We start from the raw sequence: 12,937 nt of genomic DNA on the forward strand, positions 1-12,937 counted from the left end.
GCATAAGCTGGGTGAGCAAACGTCTTCTGCGCGATTTGCTCACTCACGCTCGCGTATATCGTTTGTGCAGTCAGAACATAATTCCAATAATGAAGGTACTAGCGATGAATCATAAACGAGCGTCCAATACGGGCGTCCTTAACCTAATTGTCTTTTTATTTTGCGCGCTATCCGCTGCCATGAGCAGCGCAGGTAGCTGGCAACAAAACCAGTCCATCGGCGGCTTCAATGCGGTACACGTATATACGCCGGACTCCGTCTCCGCGATTGGCAACGGTAGGGCCCTGCTGATCGTACTGCACGGCTGCGTACAGCCGATCAACAACTTTCTCACCGCGAATCTGGAAGTGGCAGCGGAGCAGTACGGTATGGTGATCGCCGTGCCGGACGCCATGAACAAGGCCGGTTTTAGCTGCTGGTCGTACTGGGAGGGTGCCAAGTCGCGCTCGTCGGGCGATTACAAGAACCTGATCTCGCTGGCCAATGCCATGAGTGGCGACACGGCCCGCAATATCGACCCGGACCAGGTGTATATCGCCGGCCTGTCTTCCGGTGCCGCCTTTGCCAACACCACCGCCTGCCTGGCGCCGGATGTGTTTGCCGGTATGGGGGTCAGCGCGGGGCCGAGCATCGGCACCTCCTCCAATGGCGCCCTTGGCCCCTGCGAGCAGGCAGATGTGACCGCACGCTGTAACAGCTATGCCGGCAGCTACAAAAGCCACTTTGCGACGCAAATCGCCTCCATCGCCCACGGCGATGCGGATACCACCGTCAACCAGTGTTACAACCAGCAGAACTCCGATGGCATGGCCGGGGTGTACGGGGTAGAGAAATTATCCGGCACCAATACCGTGAGCGAGGGCAGCAGCCGGACCGCGGAGGAAACCCTGTGGGAAGATGGACGAGTTTCCATGCTGTGGTTGAACGATGTGGACCACGCCTGGTCTGGTGGTGAAGGTGCCTCCGGCGGTTACATTTCAGCGAACAGCGTCAACTACGCCGCTTATCTCGGCCAGTATTTCACTGCCAACAACCAGCGGGTGGACCGCAATACCGGTCCTGCGATCGAAAACCTTACCGCTAGCGAAAACAGCGGTCTGCTCACCATCAGTGGCAATGCACTGGATGCGGAAGGCAGCGTGGCGAGTGTCGTCATCACCGTCAGCAATATCGATGGTGGCTCCCCGGTGCTCGTCGAAACGCTGAGTGTAGCGTCGGTGGATACTGCCGGCTTCTTCACCGCAACCAGTTCCACACTGGCGGACGGACTCTACGAAGTGCGCGCCGTTGCCACCGACAATGAAGGCGCAGAGGGTGATGCGGTAAGCATTACCACCCGCGTAGGCCCGGAACCACCCGCAACGGCGCCGGTACTCAGCGACACTGCCGCCAGTGTTAGCGGCCAGTGCGCCACGGTCACCGGCACTGTGGTAGACGCAAACCAGAACCTGGACACTGTGGTAGTCGCCTTTGCCAGCGGCAGCGTCAACGCGAATGTCTCTGGCAACAGTTACTCGGCCCAGGGCTGCAACCTGCCCGGGGGTGAAAACACGGCCACTGTGACCGCCACCGATGCCACCGCGCTCTCCAGCCAGGACACCGTGAGCTTCACCGTGGATGCGGGCCAGACCGGAGATTACAACTTCCACATCAGTGCCGGCCATATCACCTGGGGCGTGGGCTACTCGGCCTGCTACCTGGCATTTGGCACCAGCCCGTTCACCATGCGCGAGTACCCTTCTGGCAGTGATTGCCAGTGGATTGCCGATGGCAACAGCAGTTGCGCCGGCCCGGTACAAGCCTGCTCTACTGGCGGCGGCGAGCCCACCACCGATACCGACGGAGATGGTGTGGAAGACACACTGGACAACTGCCCCAACACGGCCAATGCCGATCAGGCAGACAACGACAACGATGGTATCGGCAATGCCTGTGACAGCACCCCGGACGGTGAGCCAGTGGATGCGGATGGCGACGGCGTGACCGATGCCGTGGACAACTGCCCCGCTATCGCCAATGCGGACCAGCTGGATAACGACAATGACGGTATCGGCAACGCCTGCGACAGCACCCCGGACGGTGATGTGGCGTGTACCGAATACACCGCCAACAACTACAACCACGTGCAGGCAGGCCGCGCCACTACTAACGGCAGCTACGCCTACGCGGCCGGCTCCGGCGACAACCTGGGTCTGTACAACCTGTTTGTGACCAGCACCGTTGCGGAGACTGCTGCGGGCTACTATGTGAAAGGTAATTGCCCCTAAATCCATCCATGATTGAGGTGCAGTAAAACCCAATCGGCCGTAAACTGTTGGCCCGCCCAGCTCTCGCCCCATGCGAGTGCCGGGCGGGCACAACACAAGTGACGGAACGTCAGAAAAGCCTGCTTCGCACTGCTACTGCCGATAAGGACATCCAATGCTTCAATTTCTGCTCTGGCTGCTGCTCTTTGTGCTCTGCTGGCCACTCGCGTTACTCGCACTTCTAATCTGGCCATTCGTGTGGCTTGTTTCGCTCCCCTTCCGGCTTATCGGTATTACCTTCGAGGCCCTTTTTGCCTTCTTGCGCGCAGAGCTGATGCTGCCCGCACACGTACTGGGCCACAAGCCAGTTTCGGAGTAACATCAAATAGCGAAGCCTTGCTCCCCAATAGAAGTTTGCTCGCCCGGTGTATTTTGAGTTGATCTAATACAATTAACATCACGCGTGAGTACCCCGCGCTTCAAGACAGTTGACCACCGCGCCCTGCCTGGAACTCGAATCGTTGTACCATCTGCACAGAGAAGCTCGCCCTCCGGTACTCTGCATAAGCTGGAAAGATAAAATTGGAAAATTATTTTTTGCTGAAAATGGTACATATTCTCAGTGCTGTAGTCATCGCGGGGACAGGCACCGGGATTGCCTTTTTCATGTATATGGCAAACCGCTCCTCAAACATTGCCGCAATTGCAGTTACGGCGCGGCATGTTGTAATAGCTGACTGGTTATTTACCGCACCGGCTGTGGTCATCCAATTTGTGACCGGCGTATTACTGATGCACAAACTTGGATACTCATTTTCATCCACGTGGTTTTATGCGGTTATTACGTTGTTTTTGTTTGTTGGCATCTGCTGGCTTCCGGTGCTCAAGATTCAATATACGCTGAAGTCACTTGCAGAGACATCACTGGCCTCTGGCAAGCTACATCAAGACTTCAAGAAGTTAATGCAGTATTGGGTTGTATTGGGCGTACCGGCATTCACCGCAATTTTGGTTATTTTTTGGCTGATGGTGTTCAAGCCGCTTCCGGTTGTTTAGATTTCCCCATGCCCTCACACCACCAACTCGCCGCAAGACTTAGCCTCAGCTTTCTCTGGCTAATTACGGCCATTACCTCGGCATTCTTTGCCAGGGATATTGGCTATGAGGTTTTGGCACACGGAGGGATTCACGGCAAACTGGCCAGCACCTGCATATGGGCGGGTAGCGCTCTGGATCTCTGCATTGGGATTTGGCTACTCTCAGGTAAAAAACTGAAGCTATGCTATTTCGCTCAGATCGTTATCATCGTTATTTACACCATTCTGCTATCGCTGATCAAACCGGATTTCTGGCTCCACCCCTTCGGTCCACTGACCAAAAATATCCCTCTACTAGTGCTGATTTTCTACCTATATCAGAGCAGCGGCCACCAGCACACAGACCGACCACAACCATAAGGCCTCAAGGCGGCACCGCTTTCAGGTATCGTCTAACTCCTCACATCGACGCGCGCCCAATCAGCTGACAGGGTTTTCCACCCCTTACCCAGCAAATTAATACGGTAAAACAATCTATCGACTAGGATTCGAGGTGTTTTCCTTCGCAACCCTCGGAATATGAACATGTATGCAACCACCCGGCGCGCGTCGAGCAAGCTTCTACTCGTCCTATCCAGTTTACTCGTTTTACCGATGACGGTGTTTGGCGCTGAATACAACAGCATGTTCGCGATAGATGCCGCAGATCTTATCGCGACGGCGGCGGATACGATTTACAGAGAGCGCGACGACATTGAGGACAATGAGCTCGTCGCCACAACAACCATGATTTCGTTGAGCTGTCGCTCCGAACGGGAGGTACGCATCCCGACGCCTAGTGAGACACAGTGTCCGGCACCACGAGTTGTCAGCAGTCCATGCGTCGCCACCATCCAGTACCCCTTGCGCTCCACGATCAAAAGTGATGTCACCACGCTGGGTGACAGCCAGTGCGAGATTAATTTTAGCTACGAATTTGTCAGTGCAGAACAGCTTGAGACCGGCGATATCATTGTCGGCATGAACCAGGGCAGCGGCAGTGGAGGCATGCAGGGTGACTGTACAACGCTGAAGCCCTATCTGGAAATAGAGGAAGCCATACACGTGTATCAACTTGCCCTCGAGCGTGAACTCTCCGCCGTGCAGCCATAGAGGTAACTACCCATGCCCCCACTTCAATCACTCAAAGCCGCGGCTATCACGGTGACCATTTCAAGCCTGATGTCAGCGAATGTCCTCGCCTCGCCACAGCCTACGATAGAACCTGCGGACCTTACAAAAACGGAGTCTCAGTCAGCAAAAAGTAGCTTCGCCGTAGATATTCCTGGGTTGATCCAGGCCGCCATATCCAAGGCACTTGAAGATCATGATGCATTTGGATATGAAGACTTTGTGTTGGAGCAAAAATCGATATATTTTCATTGCGACTCCGAAGCCCGGTGGCGCTACGTCGATGCTTTCACCTTGAATCTACCGAACCAGTCAGGAGCTGCATCGCTCTGTCAGACCAGCTTGATGCTAATTATCAAAGAAACGTTGCAAGAAAATCGCACCTCTGCAGCTGGCGCGGAGGGATATTGCTACGACACTATTGATTTTGAATCGATCACTGCAACAGTCTACGGAAGTGGCTTAATCGAAACGCATCGAGGGAAAGGGCATCACGGCGGAACCATATCCTGTGATGAGCAGCGCATATTTTTGTCGATAGACGAGGCGATCGCTCAACATACAAGCAAGGCCAAGCCCGATCAGGATTCACCGCAGGAATACTGAAGCGATTCCGGACTTTCTACCCATCTTTCGATTGATGTGCCTTGATCATTTGGGTAATCGATTTGGCGAGATCATTGGGTACCGGAAAATGTAAATTGTACTGGGCTATCTTCCACTGCCCGTCCTTTTTCACCAGGACACCACTCCCACGGCACTCTCCGTAAGCTTCACTATCGAGCAGCTCGTCAAACCAGGCAACGTCGTTGTGCAGCACAATGGTTCTGCCCCTGGGCACATAGGTCCAGCCCTTGCCCTGACTGAAATAGGGCCGGACAAATTTCTTGAATTCGGCCGCGGGCCAGCGCTCTGTCGCATCGGTACCGATAAATACACCGTCGCTACTCAAGATATTGAAGTAGGTATCAAAGTCCGCTTCCGCAGCAGCCCGGTGAAATGCATCCAGTTGCGCCCCAACTACCTTCTCTGCCTGCTCGACGGCTGAACCCGAGCTGGCCCACACTGCCTGGGCGAAAACCGCCCAGCACAATACCCAAGCCTTCAGCCACCATGCTGCTTTGCTTGTCATAAAAAACCCTCTCACTAATTAATCACCGCATATGTCGTGTCTTCGTCGCCATATTTAATACTTAGTCAGGTCATCAATGCTATACCGAGGACGACATCAACGGTGCTGCGTGAGGACCCTGCCGTGAACGATGCACAGAAACTCCAGTACCTGAAAGTGGCCCTTGTCGCCTTCGGGATCTTTTTTATCTTCGGGATCTACGCCATGATGATGTGGGTGTGGCCTTCTGGCTGGGGCTGGACACCGCGCCAACCGGAATACGAGCAGATGATTATGGGGATGTATGCGACCCTCGGTGTATTTTTAATCCGCGCAGCAAAAGACCCCATGGCCAATGCCAGCCTTATCTGGTTTACGGTATGGTCGAGTATTGTTCACGGCGGGATTATGCTGGTGCAGGCGATTGTCGACGAAACTGAACGGGCCAACCTGCTCGGTGATGTCCCCGCCCTGTTCCTGGTGGCGGCGGTGCTTTGGTACCTGATGCCGCGTTCCACTCGGCACGCATGATGTAAAGTCGCTCAACAGCGCTTTTTCGTTAGCTACCGATGAGCACCAGCAGTACCAGCAGAGCCAGGAACCAAAGCAGGAGCCAGATACTGCGCCGGTACCAGTTACACCGGGCTTCCTCGCGCAAGTGATGGCGAATGGCACCCTCATACAGATCTGTATTTGTCGCTGACGCCACGGCACGGCCCACAACCGAAAGCCCAGTCAGCATCCAGGCCACAATTGTTGTCACCGCAAAGCCGATTACATTCCACCATAACCAGGAAACGTCCGGCAAAAACAGCCAGCAAAGGCCATTCGTTCCGATCCCCGCCAACAAACCTGCAATAGCCTGCGGCCCACGCACGCGACGGGTAAGAAAGCCGAGGGTAAATACCGCAAGGATGGGCCCGTTGGCAAGCGAACCAATCTTGTTGATCGCTTCCAGCACCGTGGGTGCAATGTCATCCACAAAGAACGCCATCACCAGTGTGGTGACACCCCACAGGGTGGTCAGCAGCCGCGATAACACCAGTTCTTTGTGTGCGCTCCAGCGCCCGCGGTGAAAGCGTCGCACGAAGTCTTCCATGGTGGTGGCGCTCAGGGAGTTGAGCACAGAATCCAGTGACGACATGGCGGCGGCAAACAATGCCACCAAGCTCAAGCCGACCAGCCCCACCGGCAAGGCGTTGATCATGTACAGTGGCACCGAGAGGTTGTATTCCGGCCCATTGCCGGAGTCTGGCAGCGCTGCAATAAACTCTGGGTGTTGAGCCGCATAAACACCGATGCCAACGCCCACCAGGCAATACAACAATACCAGCGGGAACCGCAACAGCCCGTTGATGAGTAGCGCATTGTTGGTGGCATCAATGTTGCGGGTACTCAGTTGACGCTGTACCTGACTTTGATCGACCCCGTAATAAGAAACGTACAGAAAGAGCCCGCCAAATAGCATGGGCCAGAAGGCAAAGGTTTCACCGTCACCGAATCCGTGGTGCGAAAAGTCCAGCGTGGTTTTTCGGTCCGCGGCAAACGACTGCCACATCGCACCGAAGCCACCACTCGAGTCCACCAGAAACACGAGAACCAATGCCAGCATAACGGCGAGAATCAATAACTGAATAACGTCCGAATAGATCACCCCGCGTATCCCGCCCATCACATCGTAAATAACGGTGAATACCCCCAGAAGAAGCACCGAAGCGGCAAACCCCAGCCCGGTGATCAGGTCGATCACCAGTGCAATACTGTACACGGTGACCGCAGTCGCAAACGCCCGCACAAACAGAAACAGCCCACTGAGGGTCAGTCGCGTCTGCAGGTCAAAGCGCTGCTCAAGATACGCGTAAACTGAGACCAGTTGCAGGTGACGAAACAGCGGCATCACAAACAGGATCAGCACCACCATGGCGAGGGGAACCGCCAGCTCATACTGCAGCCACAGCAACCCTCCGCCCGCGGTAAACGCGACAAACGCCGGCGCGCCGAGAATACTGTTGGTGGAGCACTGGGTGGCCATGATGGACAGCCCTACCGGCCAGGGGCCGACATTGCGCCCGGCCACATAGTAATCCTCGCGGCTCTCCTGCCGGCGAGAAAGCCAGTAGGCCATGACAAGCAGCCCCACGCAGTAGGCGGCAATGATCAGCCAGTCAATCCAAGTGATGCTCTGGTTCATCCGGTTCCCTGCATTCAGCGGTCGGAATGCTCCCTACTGCGGGTTGGCGTCCCACACGCCACTCCCGTGAAGAGTATTCCCCTGCAATAACCGCTCCGGCCAGCGGTGCGGCAAGATGTCGCGACCACAGTTTGTGCAGTGGTTGCAACAGAACCTTCCATCAGTATGAATCTGGGGATGCTCAATCAGCGGCAGAGGGACTATCGAGCAGCCACACCAGCTCGTCCGCCGCACACTTCCCTTTCAACCCGCCCGGAACAGGCACGCGATCCAGCAGGGTCAACCTGTATTGACCTTGATAGTGCTGCGCCACCTCGTCACTACTGACACAGAACGGTGGTCCGGGCAAAAGGCGCTGATCGTATTCGAAGGTAATCAGCAGCTGCGGCACGCAACCGGTGATGCTCTGTAAATGCGCGGTGTATCGCCTGCGCACATCTTCGGGCAGTGCGACCAGCGCGGCGCGGTCGTAGACGGCGTCCACAGTTCCCAGCACCTCCCGGGTCAACTCGAACACATCCCCCACGAAAATATCGATACCTTCTGTGCGGTAGAGTTTCACTGGTCCCAGGTCCTCAACCTCCGGCTCGAGCGCCAGATTCGCGAACAGTTGCTGCACCGCCAGCTCGCTGAGCTCAACACCGGCAACCTGAAACCCCTGCTGTCGCAGCCAGGGAATATCCAGCGTTTTGCCACACAGGGGCAGAAATATGCGCGAATTCTTCTCCAGTACCAACGCGCCAAAATGCTGAACCAGTAGCGGGTGTGGCTCGCTATTGTGAAAGCCAATCTCGTTGCGACGCCACTTGTCGTGCCAGAACTCAGGTTCCATACGTTTCCCCTCTGAGTATTTGTACTTTCACCGGACCATTATGGAGATTGCCCGGCGGATATCATCAGAGACACACGCCCCCTTGGCAAGGCTGCACCCGGGCTTTGCTGCCCTCGCTCACCGGTCGCTCCCCTGTCTGTTAATGGCGCGCATCGCTATAATCCCCGCCATGCCAGATTTCACCCTCCCCCATCTTCCCATCACCCCAACCCTGCCCAAACTGTGCGATGCATTGCAGCAGGGTAACAACGTGGTACTGCAGGCGCCGCCGGGTGCCGGTAAAACCACGGCGGTGCCGCTGGCGCTGCTCGATAGCCCCTGGTTGGGAAAACGCAACATCATCATGCTGGAACCACGCCGCCTTGCTGCCCGTTCAGCAGCCGCGCGTATGGCCGACCTGCTGGGGGAGCCGGTAGGAAAAACCGTGGGTTACCAGATCCGGGCCGAGCGCAAGTCGAGCGCGCAAACCCGCATTCTTGTGGTGACCGAGGGCATCCTGACCCGTCTGCTGCAGTCGGATCCGGAGCTCGCCGCAACCGCCCTGGTGATCTTTGATGAGTTCCATGAGCGCAACCTGCAGGGGGATCTCGCACTGGCGCTGTGCCTGCAGTCGCAGGAGGTGTTACGAGACGATCTGAAGCTGCTCGTCATGTCAGCGACACTGGATGCGGACACCGTCGCCACCCTGCTGGGCGATGCCCCCGTCGTCACCAGCGAGGGCCGCGCCTTTCCGGTGGAAGTGGACTATCTACCCCACCGGGAGGTGCCGGAAGACACTCGCCAGCTCCCGGCACTGGTCAGCCGCAAAATTGAAGCATTGATGACGAACGAGGAAGGCAGCCTGCTGGCGTTTTTGCCGGGTGTACGCGAGATACGCGCGGTGGAAACCAGCTTGCGGGAACGACTTGGCGGCCGCACCGATATCGTCATTGCGCCACTTTATGGCGACCTCAACAAGCAGCAACAGGAAGCCGCCATCGCACCCTGTGCCCATGGCAGGCGCAAAGTCGTACTCGCCACCAACGTGGCCGAAACCTCCATCACCATTGAGGGTATTCGGCTGGTGGTAGACGCCGGCCTGATGCGCGAGTCCCGGTTTGATCCGAATAGCGGAATGAATCGTCTGGTCACCACGCAGATCTCCCAGGCATCCGCCACTCAACGCACAGGCCGCGCCGGACGTCTCAGCCCGGGGCGCTGCCTGCGTTTGTGGAGTGAGGCCACACAGCGGGGTATGGCCGCGAAAAACACGCCGGAAATTCTTCTGAGTGATTTGGCGCCCGTGATGCTGGATTTGGCCCAATGGGGTGTGACCGAAGTCGATGAACTGCGCTGGCTGGACCTTCCGCCTCCTGGGCCGACGGCGCAGGCGCGGGCGCTGTTACAGTCGCTGGGCGCCCTGGACAGGGAAAACCGTATCACGGACCACGGGCACGCCATGCTGCGCCTGGGCTGTCACCCGCGACTGGCGCACATGATGCTGCTGGGCAACCGCCTTGGTCTGGCGGAGCAGGCCTGCAGGCTGGCTGCCCTACTTTCCGAACGGGATATTTTCCGCGGTGACCTGCGCTGGGACAGAGATCTCCACAAGCGTCTGGAAGCCCTCGGCGGAAGCCACAAGGGCAGCGGCGTTGATCAGGGTGCGGTACACCGTATTCGCCAGCAGGCCAAAATCTGGCGGGCCCAGCTGCCGCAGATCGACAGCCCCCGGCCGCAGACACCAGACCCGTTCGACATCACCGGGGTACTACTGGGGTACGCCTATCCCGACCGTATCGGAAAAAATCGCCACGACCGCGAGCGGCGCTTCCTGCTGTCCAACGGTCGCGGTGCGCATTTCTCCCACGACGACGAACTGGCCCATGTCGATTACCTGGTTGTCGCCGACCTCGATGGCCAGGGGCGCGATGCCCGTATCCAGCTGGCCGCACGCATCTCCAGGGATGCACTGTACGAATACTTCGACCAACAGATCGCTCGGCAAACCACCGTGCGCTGGGATGATGCTGCAGGTCGCGCGGTCGCCAGCCAGCAGACTCTGCTCGGCAAGCTGGTGCTGGACGAGCAACCGGCCAGGGATCTTTCCCCCCAGTTGCTCAGCCAGGCCCTGCTCGACGCCATCCGCCAGCGAGGATTACGCACCCTGCCGTGGACCCGGGAAGCGGAAACCCTGATCGAGCGGGTGCGCTTTCTGGCTGCGCACAAAACGGAATTTGCCGACCTGCTCGATGACGTCATGCTACCGGACTGGAGCGAGGACGCGCTGCTGGCATCGATGGAGGCATGGTTGCTGCCACACCTGCACGGCCTGAACAAACTCGAGCAACTCAGGCAGCTGGATCTCAAAAGCCTGTTGCTCACCCAGCTCGACTGGCCCACACAGCAACGGCTGGATGCCCTGGCCCCTGCAACGATTCAGGTGCCCAGCGGCTCACGCATTGCCATCCACTACAACGAGTGCCCCCCGGTGCTCGCCGTGCGCCTGCAGGAGATGTTCGGCCTCGCCCAGACCCCCAGCATACTGAATGGCCGCTACCCGCTGATGATCCACCTGCTGTCACCGGCGCGACGCCCGGTGCAGGTCACTCGCGATCTGGCCAGTTTCTGGGCAAACACCTACCACGAGGTGAAAAAAGAATTGCGCATCAAATACCAGAAGCATTTTTGGCCCGACGACCCGGCGACGGCACAGGCCACCAGCAAGACCAAGAAGCGCATGAATGATTGAATCGCAGGCATAAAAAAACGCGGCATTGCCGCGTTTTCTGCACCAGCCCACCTCAGTAGTAGGCTTGAGACTTATCCGAGTGGTCGGTAATGTCTTTGACTCCAGCCAGTTCCGGAATCTTCTCTTTCAGGGTTTTCTCCACACCCTCTTTCAGGGTCATGTCCACCATGCCGCAGCCCTGGCAGCCACCGCCAAACTTCAGCACCGCGTAGTGATCCTCGGTGACTTCCACCAGGCTCACCTGGCCACCGTGGGACGCAAGGCCGGGATTTACATCGCTGTACAGGACGTAGTTGATGCGGTCTTCAATCGGGCTGTCATCGGTGACCTTGGGCATCCGCGAATTGGGCGCACGGATAGTGAGCTGGCCGCCCATTTTGTCTGAGGAGTAATCCACCCGCGCTTCGTCCAGATACGGGATACTGCGGCCTTCAAAGTAGGCTTTGAAGCCGTTCAGCTGCATCTCCAGATCACCCTCTTTCTCCTCGCCAGGGCGGCTGTAGGCGATACAGGTTTCCGCATTGGGCGTCCCCGGGTTGGAGACGAACATGCGGATGGCGATGCCCTCGCAGTCCTGCTTGGCCAGCAGGTCGCGCAGGTACTCCTGGGCGGAGTCGGTGATTGTGACGTTCAATTCTTGCGGTTGTTCTGACATAAACCTTCTCTGATTTACCGGGCGATCGTACCGGGTTGGCGCAACCGGGCTGCAAATAACCTAGTTGTGTGGTCGGGTATTTTACGCGCAACCGCGCCCAAGTAAAACCGGCAGTCAGGACAAGGCGCCCAGCAGTGCCCGGGCGGTCGCTTCGGATGAGGCCGGATTCTGGCCGGTGATCAATAAACCGTCGGTGCAAACATGGCTCTGCCAGTCGTCCCCCTTGGAGTATTTGCCGCCGCGCTCCTTGAGCATATCTTCCACCAGAAACGGCACCACGTCGGTCAGTTGCACCCCCTCCTCCTCACTGTTGCTGAAGCCAGTGACCTGGCGGCCCTGCACCAGTGGCTCCGCGTTTTCATCCACGGTGTGGCGGAAAACCCCCGGCGCGTGACACACCGCCGCGACCGGTTTCTCGGCCCGGTAGAACCCGTGAATAAGGGCGATAGACCGTTGATCTTCGGCCAGATCCCACAGCGGACCGTGGCCCCCGGGGTAAAACAGCGCATCGAACCCTTCAGTGTCCACGTCATCCAGTGTCTTGGTATTGGCGAGGGCCTGCTGTGCGAGGGGGTCGCTGCGAAAGCGGTGTGTCGCCGGCGTCTGCGCATCGTCGCTGTCACTTTTGGGGTCCAGGGGCGGCTGGCCACCCTTGGGAGACGCCAAGGTCACTTCTGCACCGGCGTCCACGAATACGTAATACGGGGCGGCAAACTCTTCCAGCCAGAAGCCGGTTTTCTCGCCCGTATCCCCCAGTTCGTCGTGGGATGTCAGTACCATCAGGATCTTCATCGGACCTCCTTAACATTGGTCAGCAATAGCTCGGTCGTATGGCAACGCCATAACTCTAGGCTCCACACTGGTGATCGGTTAGGCAAATTTCCACCCCGCGCGGGCGAATGCCGGTAGAACGATTGGTTACATGGATATGCGCACACGATCTTTCGGGTGCCCTGCCGTACCCCGC

General features: G+C 57.6%; 13 protein-coding genes. 8 read left to right on the forward strand and 5 right to left on the reverse strand.

From position 1 onward, the window contains the following. The first annotated feature begins 179 nt into the window (after positions 1-179). The 6 genes from AU182_RS10590 (at position 180) to AU182_RS10615 (ending at position 5,059) form a co-directional block, all read left to right on the forward strand. Positions 180-2,267, forward strand: a complete 2,088-nt coding sequence (locus tag AU182_RS10590; protein WP_227718221.1) for a PHB depolymerase family esterase — start codon at positions 180-182, stop codon at positions 2,265-2,267. Positions 2,268-2,421: 154 nt separating this feature from the next. Further along, the gene (locus AU182_RS10595) at positions 2,422-2,625 is read left to right on the forward strand and encodes a hypothetical protein (RefSeq protein WP_066964682.1); all 204 of its coding nucleotides are present in this window, start codon (positions 2,422-2,424) and stop codon (positions 2,623-2,625) included. 203 nt (positions 2,626-2,828) lie between these two features. Beyond that, positions 2,829-3,302 (forward strand): DUF2269 domain-containing protein, encoded by a 474-nt coding sequence (locus AU182_RS10600; RefSeq protein WP_066964685.1) that lies wholly within the window; start codon positions 2,829-2,831, stop codon positions 3,300-3,302. Continuing rightward, positions 3,266-3,703 (forward strand): DoxX-like family protein, encoded by a 438-nt coding sequence (locus tag AU182_RS10605; protein ID WP_227718222.1) that lies wholly within the window; start codon positions 3,266-3,268, stop codon positions 3,701-3,703. The genes AU182_RS10600 and AU182_RS10605 overlap by 37 nt, the downstream gene beginning before the upstream one ends. A gap of 165 nt (positions 3,704-3,868) precedes the next feature. Beyond that, positions 3,869-4,435 carry a hypothetical protein gene (locus AU182_RS10610; RefSeq protein WP_066964691.1) on the forward strand — a complete coding sequence of 189 codons (567 nt, stop codon included), beginning with the start codon at positions 3,869-3,871 and terminating at the stop codon, positions 4,433-4,435. A gap of 12 nt (positions 4,436-4,447) precedes the next feature. Beyond that, complete coding sequence (locus tag AU182_RS10615; protein WP_066964694.1) at positions 4,448-5,059, forward strand: hypothetical protein; 612 nt, start codon at positions 4,448-4,450, stop codon at positions 5,057-5,059. Between the two features lie 16 nt (positions 5,060-5,075). Here the strand turns inward: AU182_RS10615 and AU182_RS10620 are convergent, their stop codons facing one another. After that, positions 5,076-5,585: a nuclear transport factor 2 family protein gene (locus tag AU182_RS10620; protein WP_066964696.1), complete on the reverse strand. Its 510-nt coding sequence runs from the start codon at positions 5,583-5,585 to the stop codon at positions 5,076-5,078. Between the two features lie 123 nt (positions 5,586-5,708). Between AU182_RS10620 and AU182_RS10625 the strand changes: the two genes are divergently transcribed. Continuing rightward, complete coding sequence (locus tag AU182_RS10625) at positions 5,709-6,095, forward strand: DUF6632 domain-containing protein (RefSeq protein WP_066967936.1); 387 nt, start codon at positions 5,709-5,711, stop codon at positions 6,093-6,095. A gap of 28 nt (positions 6,096-6,123) precedes the next feature. Here AU182_RS10625 and AU182_RS10630 read toward each other — a convergent pair whose 3' ends face one another. Both AU182_RS10630 and tmpT read right to left on the reverse strand, forming a co-directional pair. Next, complete coding sequence (locus AU182_RS10630; RefSeq protein ID WP_066964698.1) at positions 6,124-7,755, reverse strand: sodium:solute symporter; 1,632 nt, start codon at positions 7,753-7,755, stop codon at positions 6,124-6,126. Between the two features lie 181 nt (positions 7,756-7,936). Continuing rightward, on the reverse strand, positions 7,937-8,587 hold the full coding sequence (gene tmpT / locus AU182_RS10635) for a thiopurine S-methyltransferase (protein ID WP_066964700.1): 651 nt from the start codon (positions 8,585-8,587) through the stop codon (positions 7,937-7,939). Positions 8,588-8,756: 169 nt separating this feature from the next. Between tmpT and hrpB the strand changes: the two genes are divergently transcribed. Next, positions 8,757-11,315, forward strand: coding sequence for an ATP-dependent helicase HrpB (gene hrpB, locus AU182_RS10640; protein WP_066964702.1), 2,559 nt, complete (start codon positions 8,757-8,759; stop codon positions 11,313-11,315). A gap of 52 nt (positions 11,316-11,367) precedes the next feature. Here the strand turns inward: hrpB and nfuA are convergent, their stop codons facing one another. Continuing rightward, positions 11,368-11,970: a Fe-S biogenesis protein NfuA gene (nfuA, locus tag AU182_RS10645; RefSeq protein ID WP_066964704.1), complete on the reverse strand. Its 603-nt coding sequence runs from the start codon at positions 11,968-11,970 to the stop codon at positions 11,368-11,370. A gap of 114 nt (positions 11,971-12,084) precedes the next feature. After that, positions 12,085-12,762 (reverse strand): type 1 glutamine amidotransferase domain-containing protein, encoded by a 678-nt coding sequence (locus AU182_RS10650; RefSeq protein WP_066964717.1) that lies wholly within the window; start codon positions 12,760-12,762, stop codon positions 12,085-12,087. Between the last annotated feature and the right edge of the window lie 175 nt (positions 12,763-12,937).

Origin of the sequence: Microbulbifer sp. Q7 (genome assembly GCF_001639145.1) — a bacterium.
Classification (GTDB): Bacteria; Pseudomonadota; Gammaproteobacteria; order Pseudomonadales; family Cellvibrionaceae; genus Microbulbifer.

Coding starts and splice junctions, on each gene's coding strand:
- AU182_RS10590 (WP_227718221.1), top strand. CDS start 180: ATGAGCAGCGCAGGTAGCTGGCAACAAAACCAGTCCATCGGCGGCTTC.
- AU182_RS10595 (WP_066964682.1), top strand. CDS start 2,422: ATGCTTCAATTTCTGCTCTGGCTGCTGCTCTTTGTGCTCTGCTGGCCA.
- AU182_RS10610 (WP_066964691.1), top strand. CDS start 3,869: ATGTATGCAACCACCCGGCGCGCGTCGAGCAAGCTTCTACTCGTCCTA.
- AU182_RS10615 (WP_066964694.1), top strand. CDS start 4,448: ATGCCCCCACTTCAATCACTCAAAGCCGCGGCTATCACGGTGACCATT.
- AU182_RS10620 (WP_066964696.1), bottom strand. CDS start 5,585: ATGACAAGCAAAGCAGCATGGTGGCTGAAGGCTTGGGTATTGTGCTGG.
- AU182_RS10630 (WP_066964698.1), bottom strand. CDS start 7,755: ATGAACCAGAGCATCACTTGGATTGACTGGCTGATCATTGCCGCCTAC.
- tmpT (WP_066964700.1), bottom strand. CDS start 8,587: ATGGAACCTGAGTTCTGGCACGACAAGTGGCGTCGCAACGAGATTGGC.
- hrpB (WP_066964702.1), top strand. CDS start 8,757: ATGCCAGATTTCACCCTCCCCCATCTTCCCATCACCCCAACCCTGCCC.
- nfuA (WP_066964704.1), bottom strand. CDS start 11,970: ATGTCAGAACAACCGCAAGAATTGAACGTCACAATCACCGACTCCGCC.
- AU182_RS10650 (WP_066964717.1), bottom strand. CDS start 12,762: ATGAAGATCCTGATGGTACTGACATCCCACGACGAACTGGGGGATACG.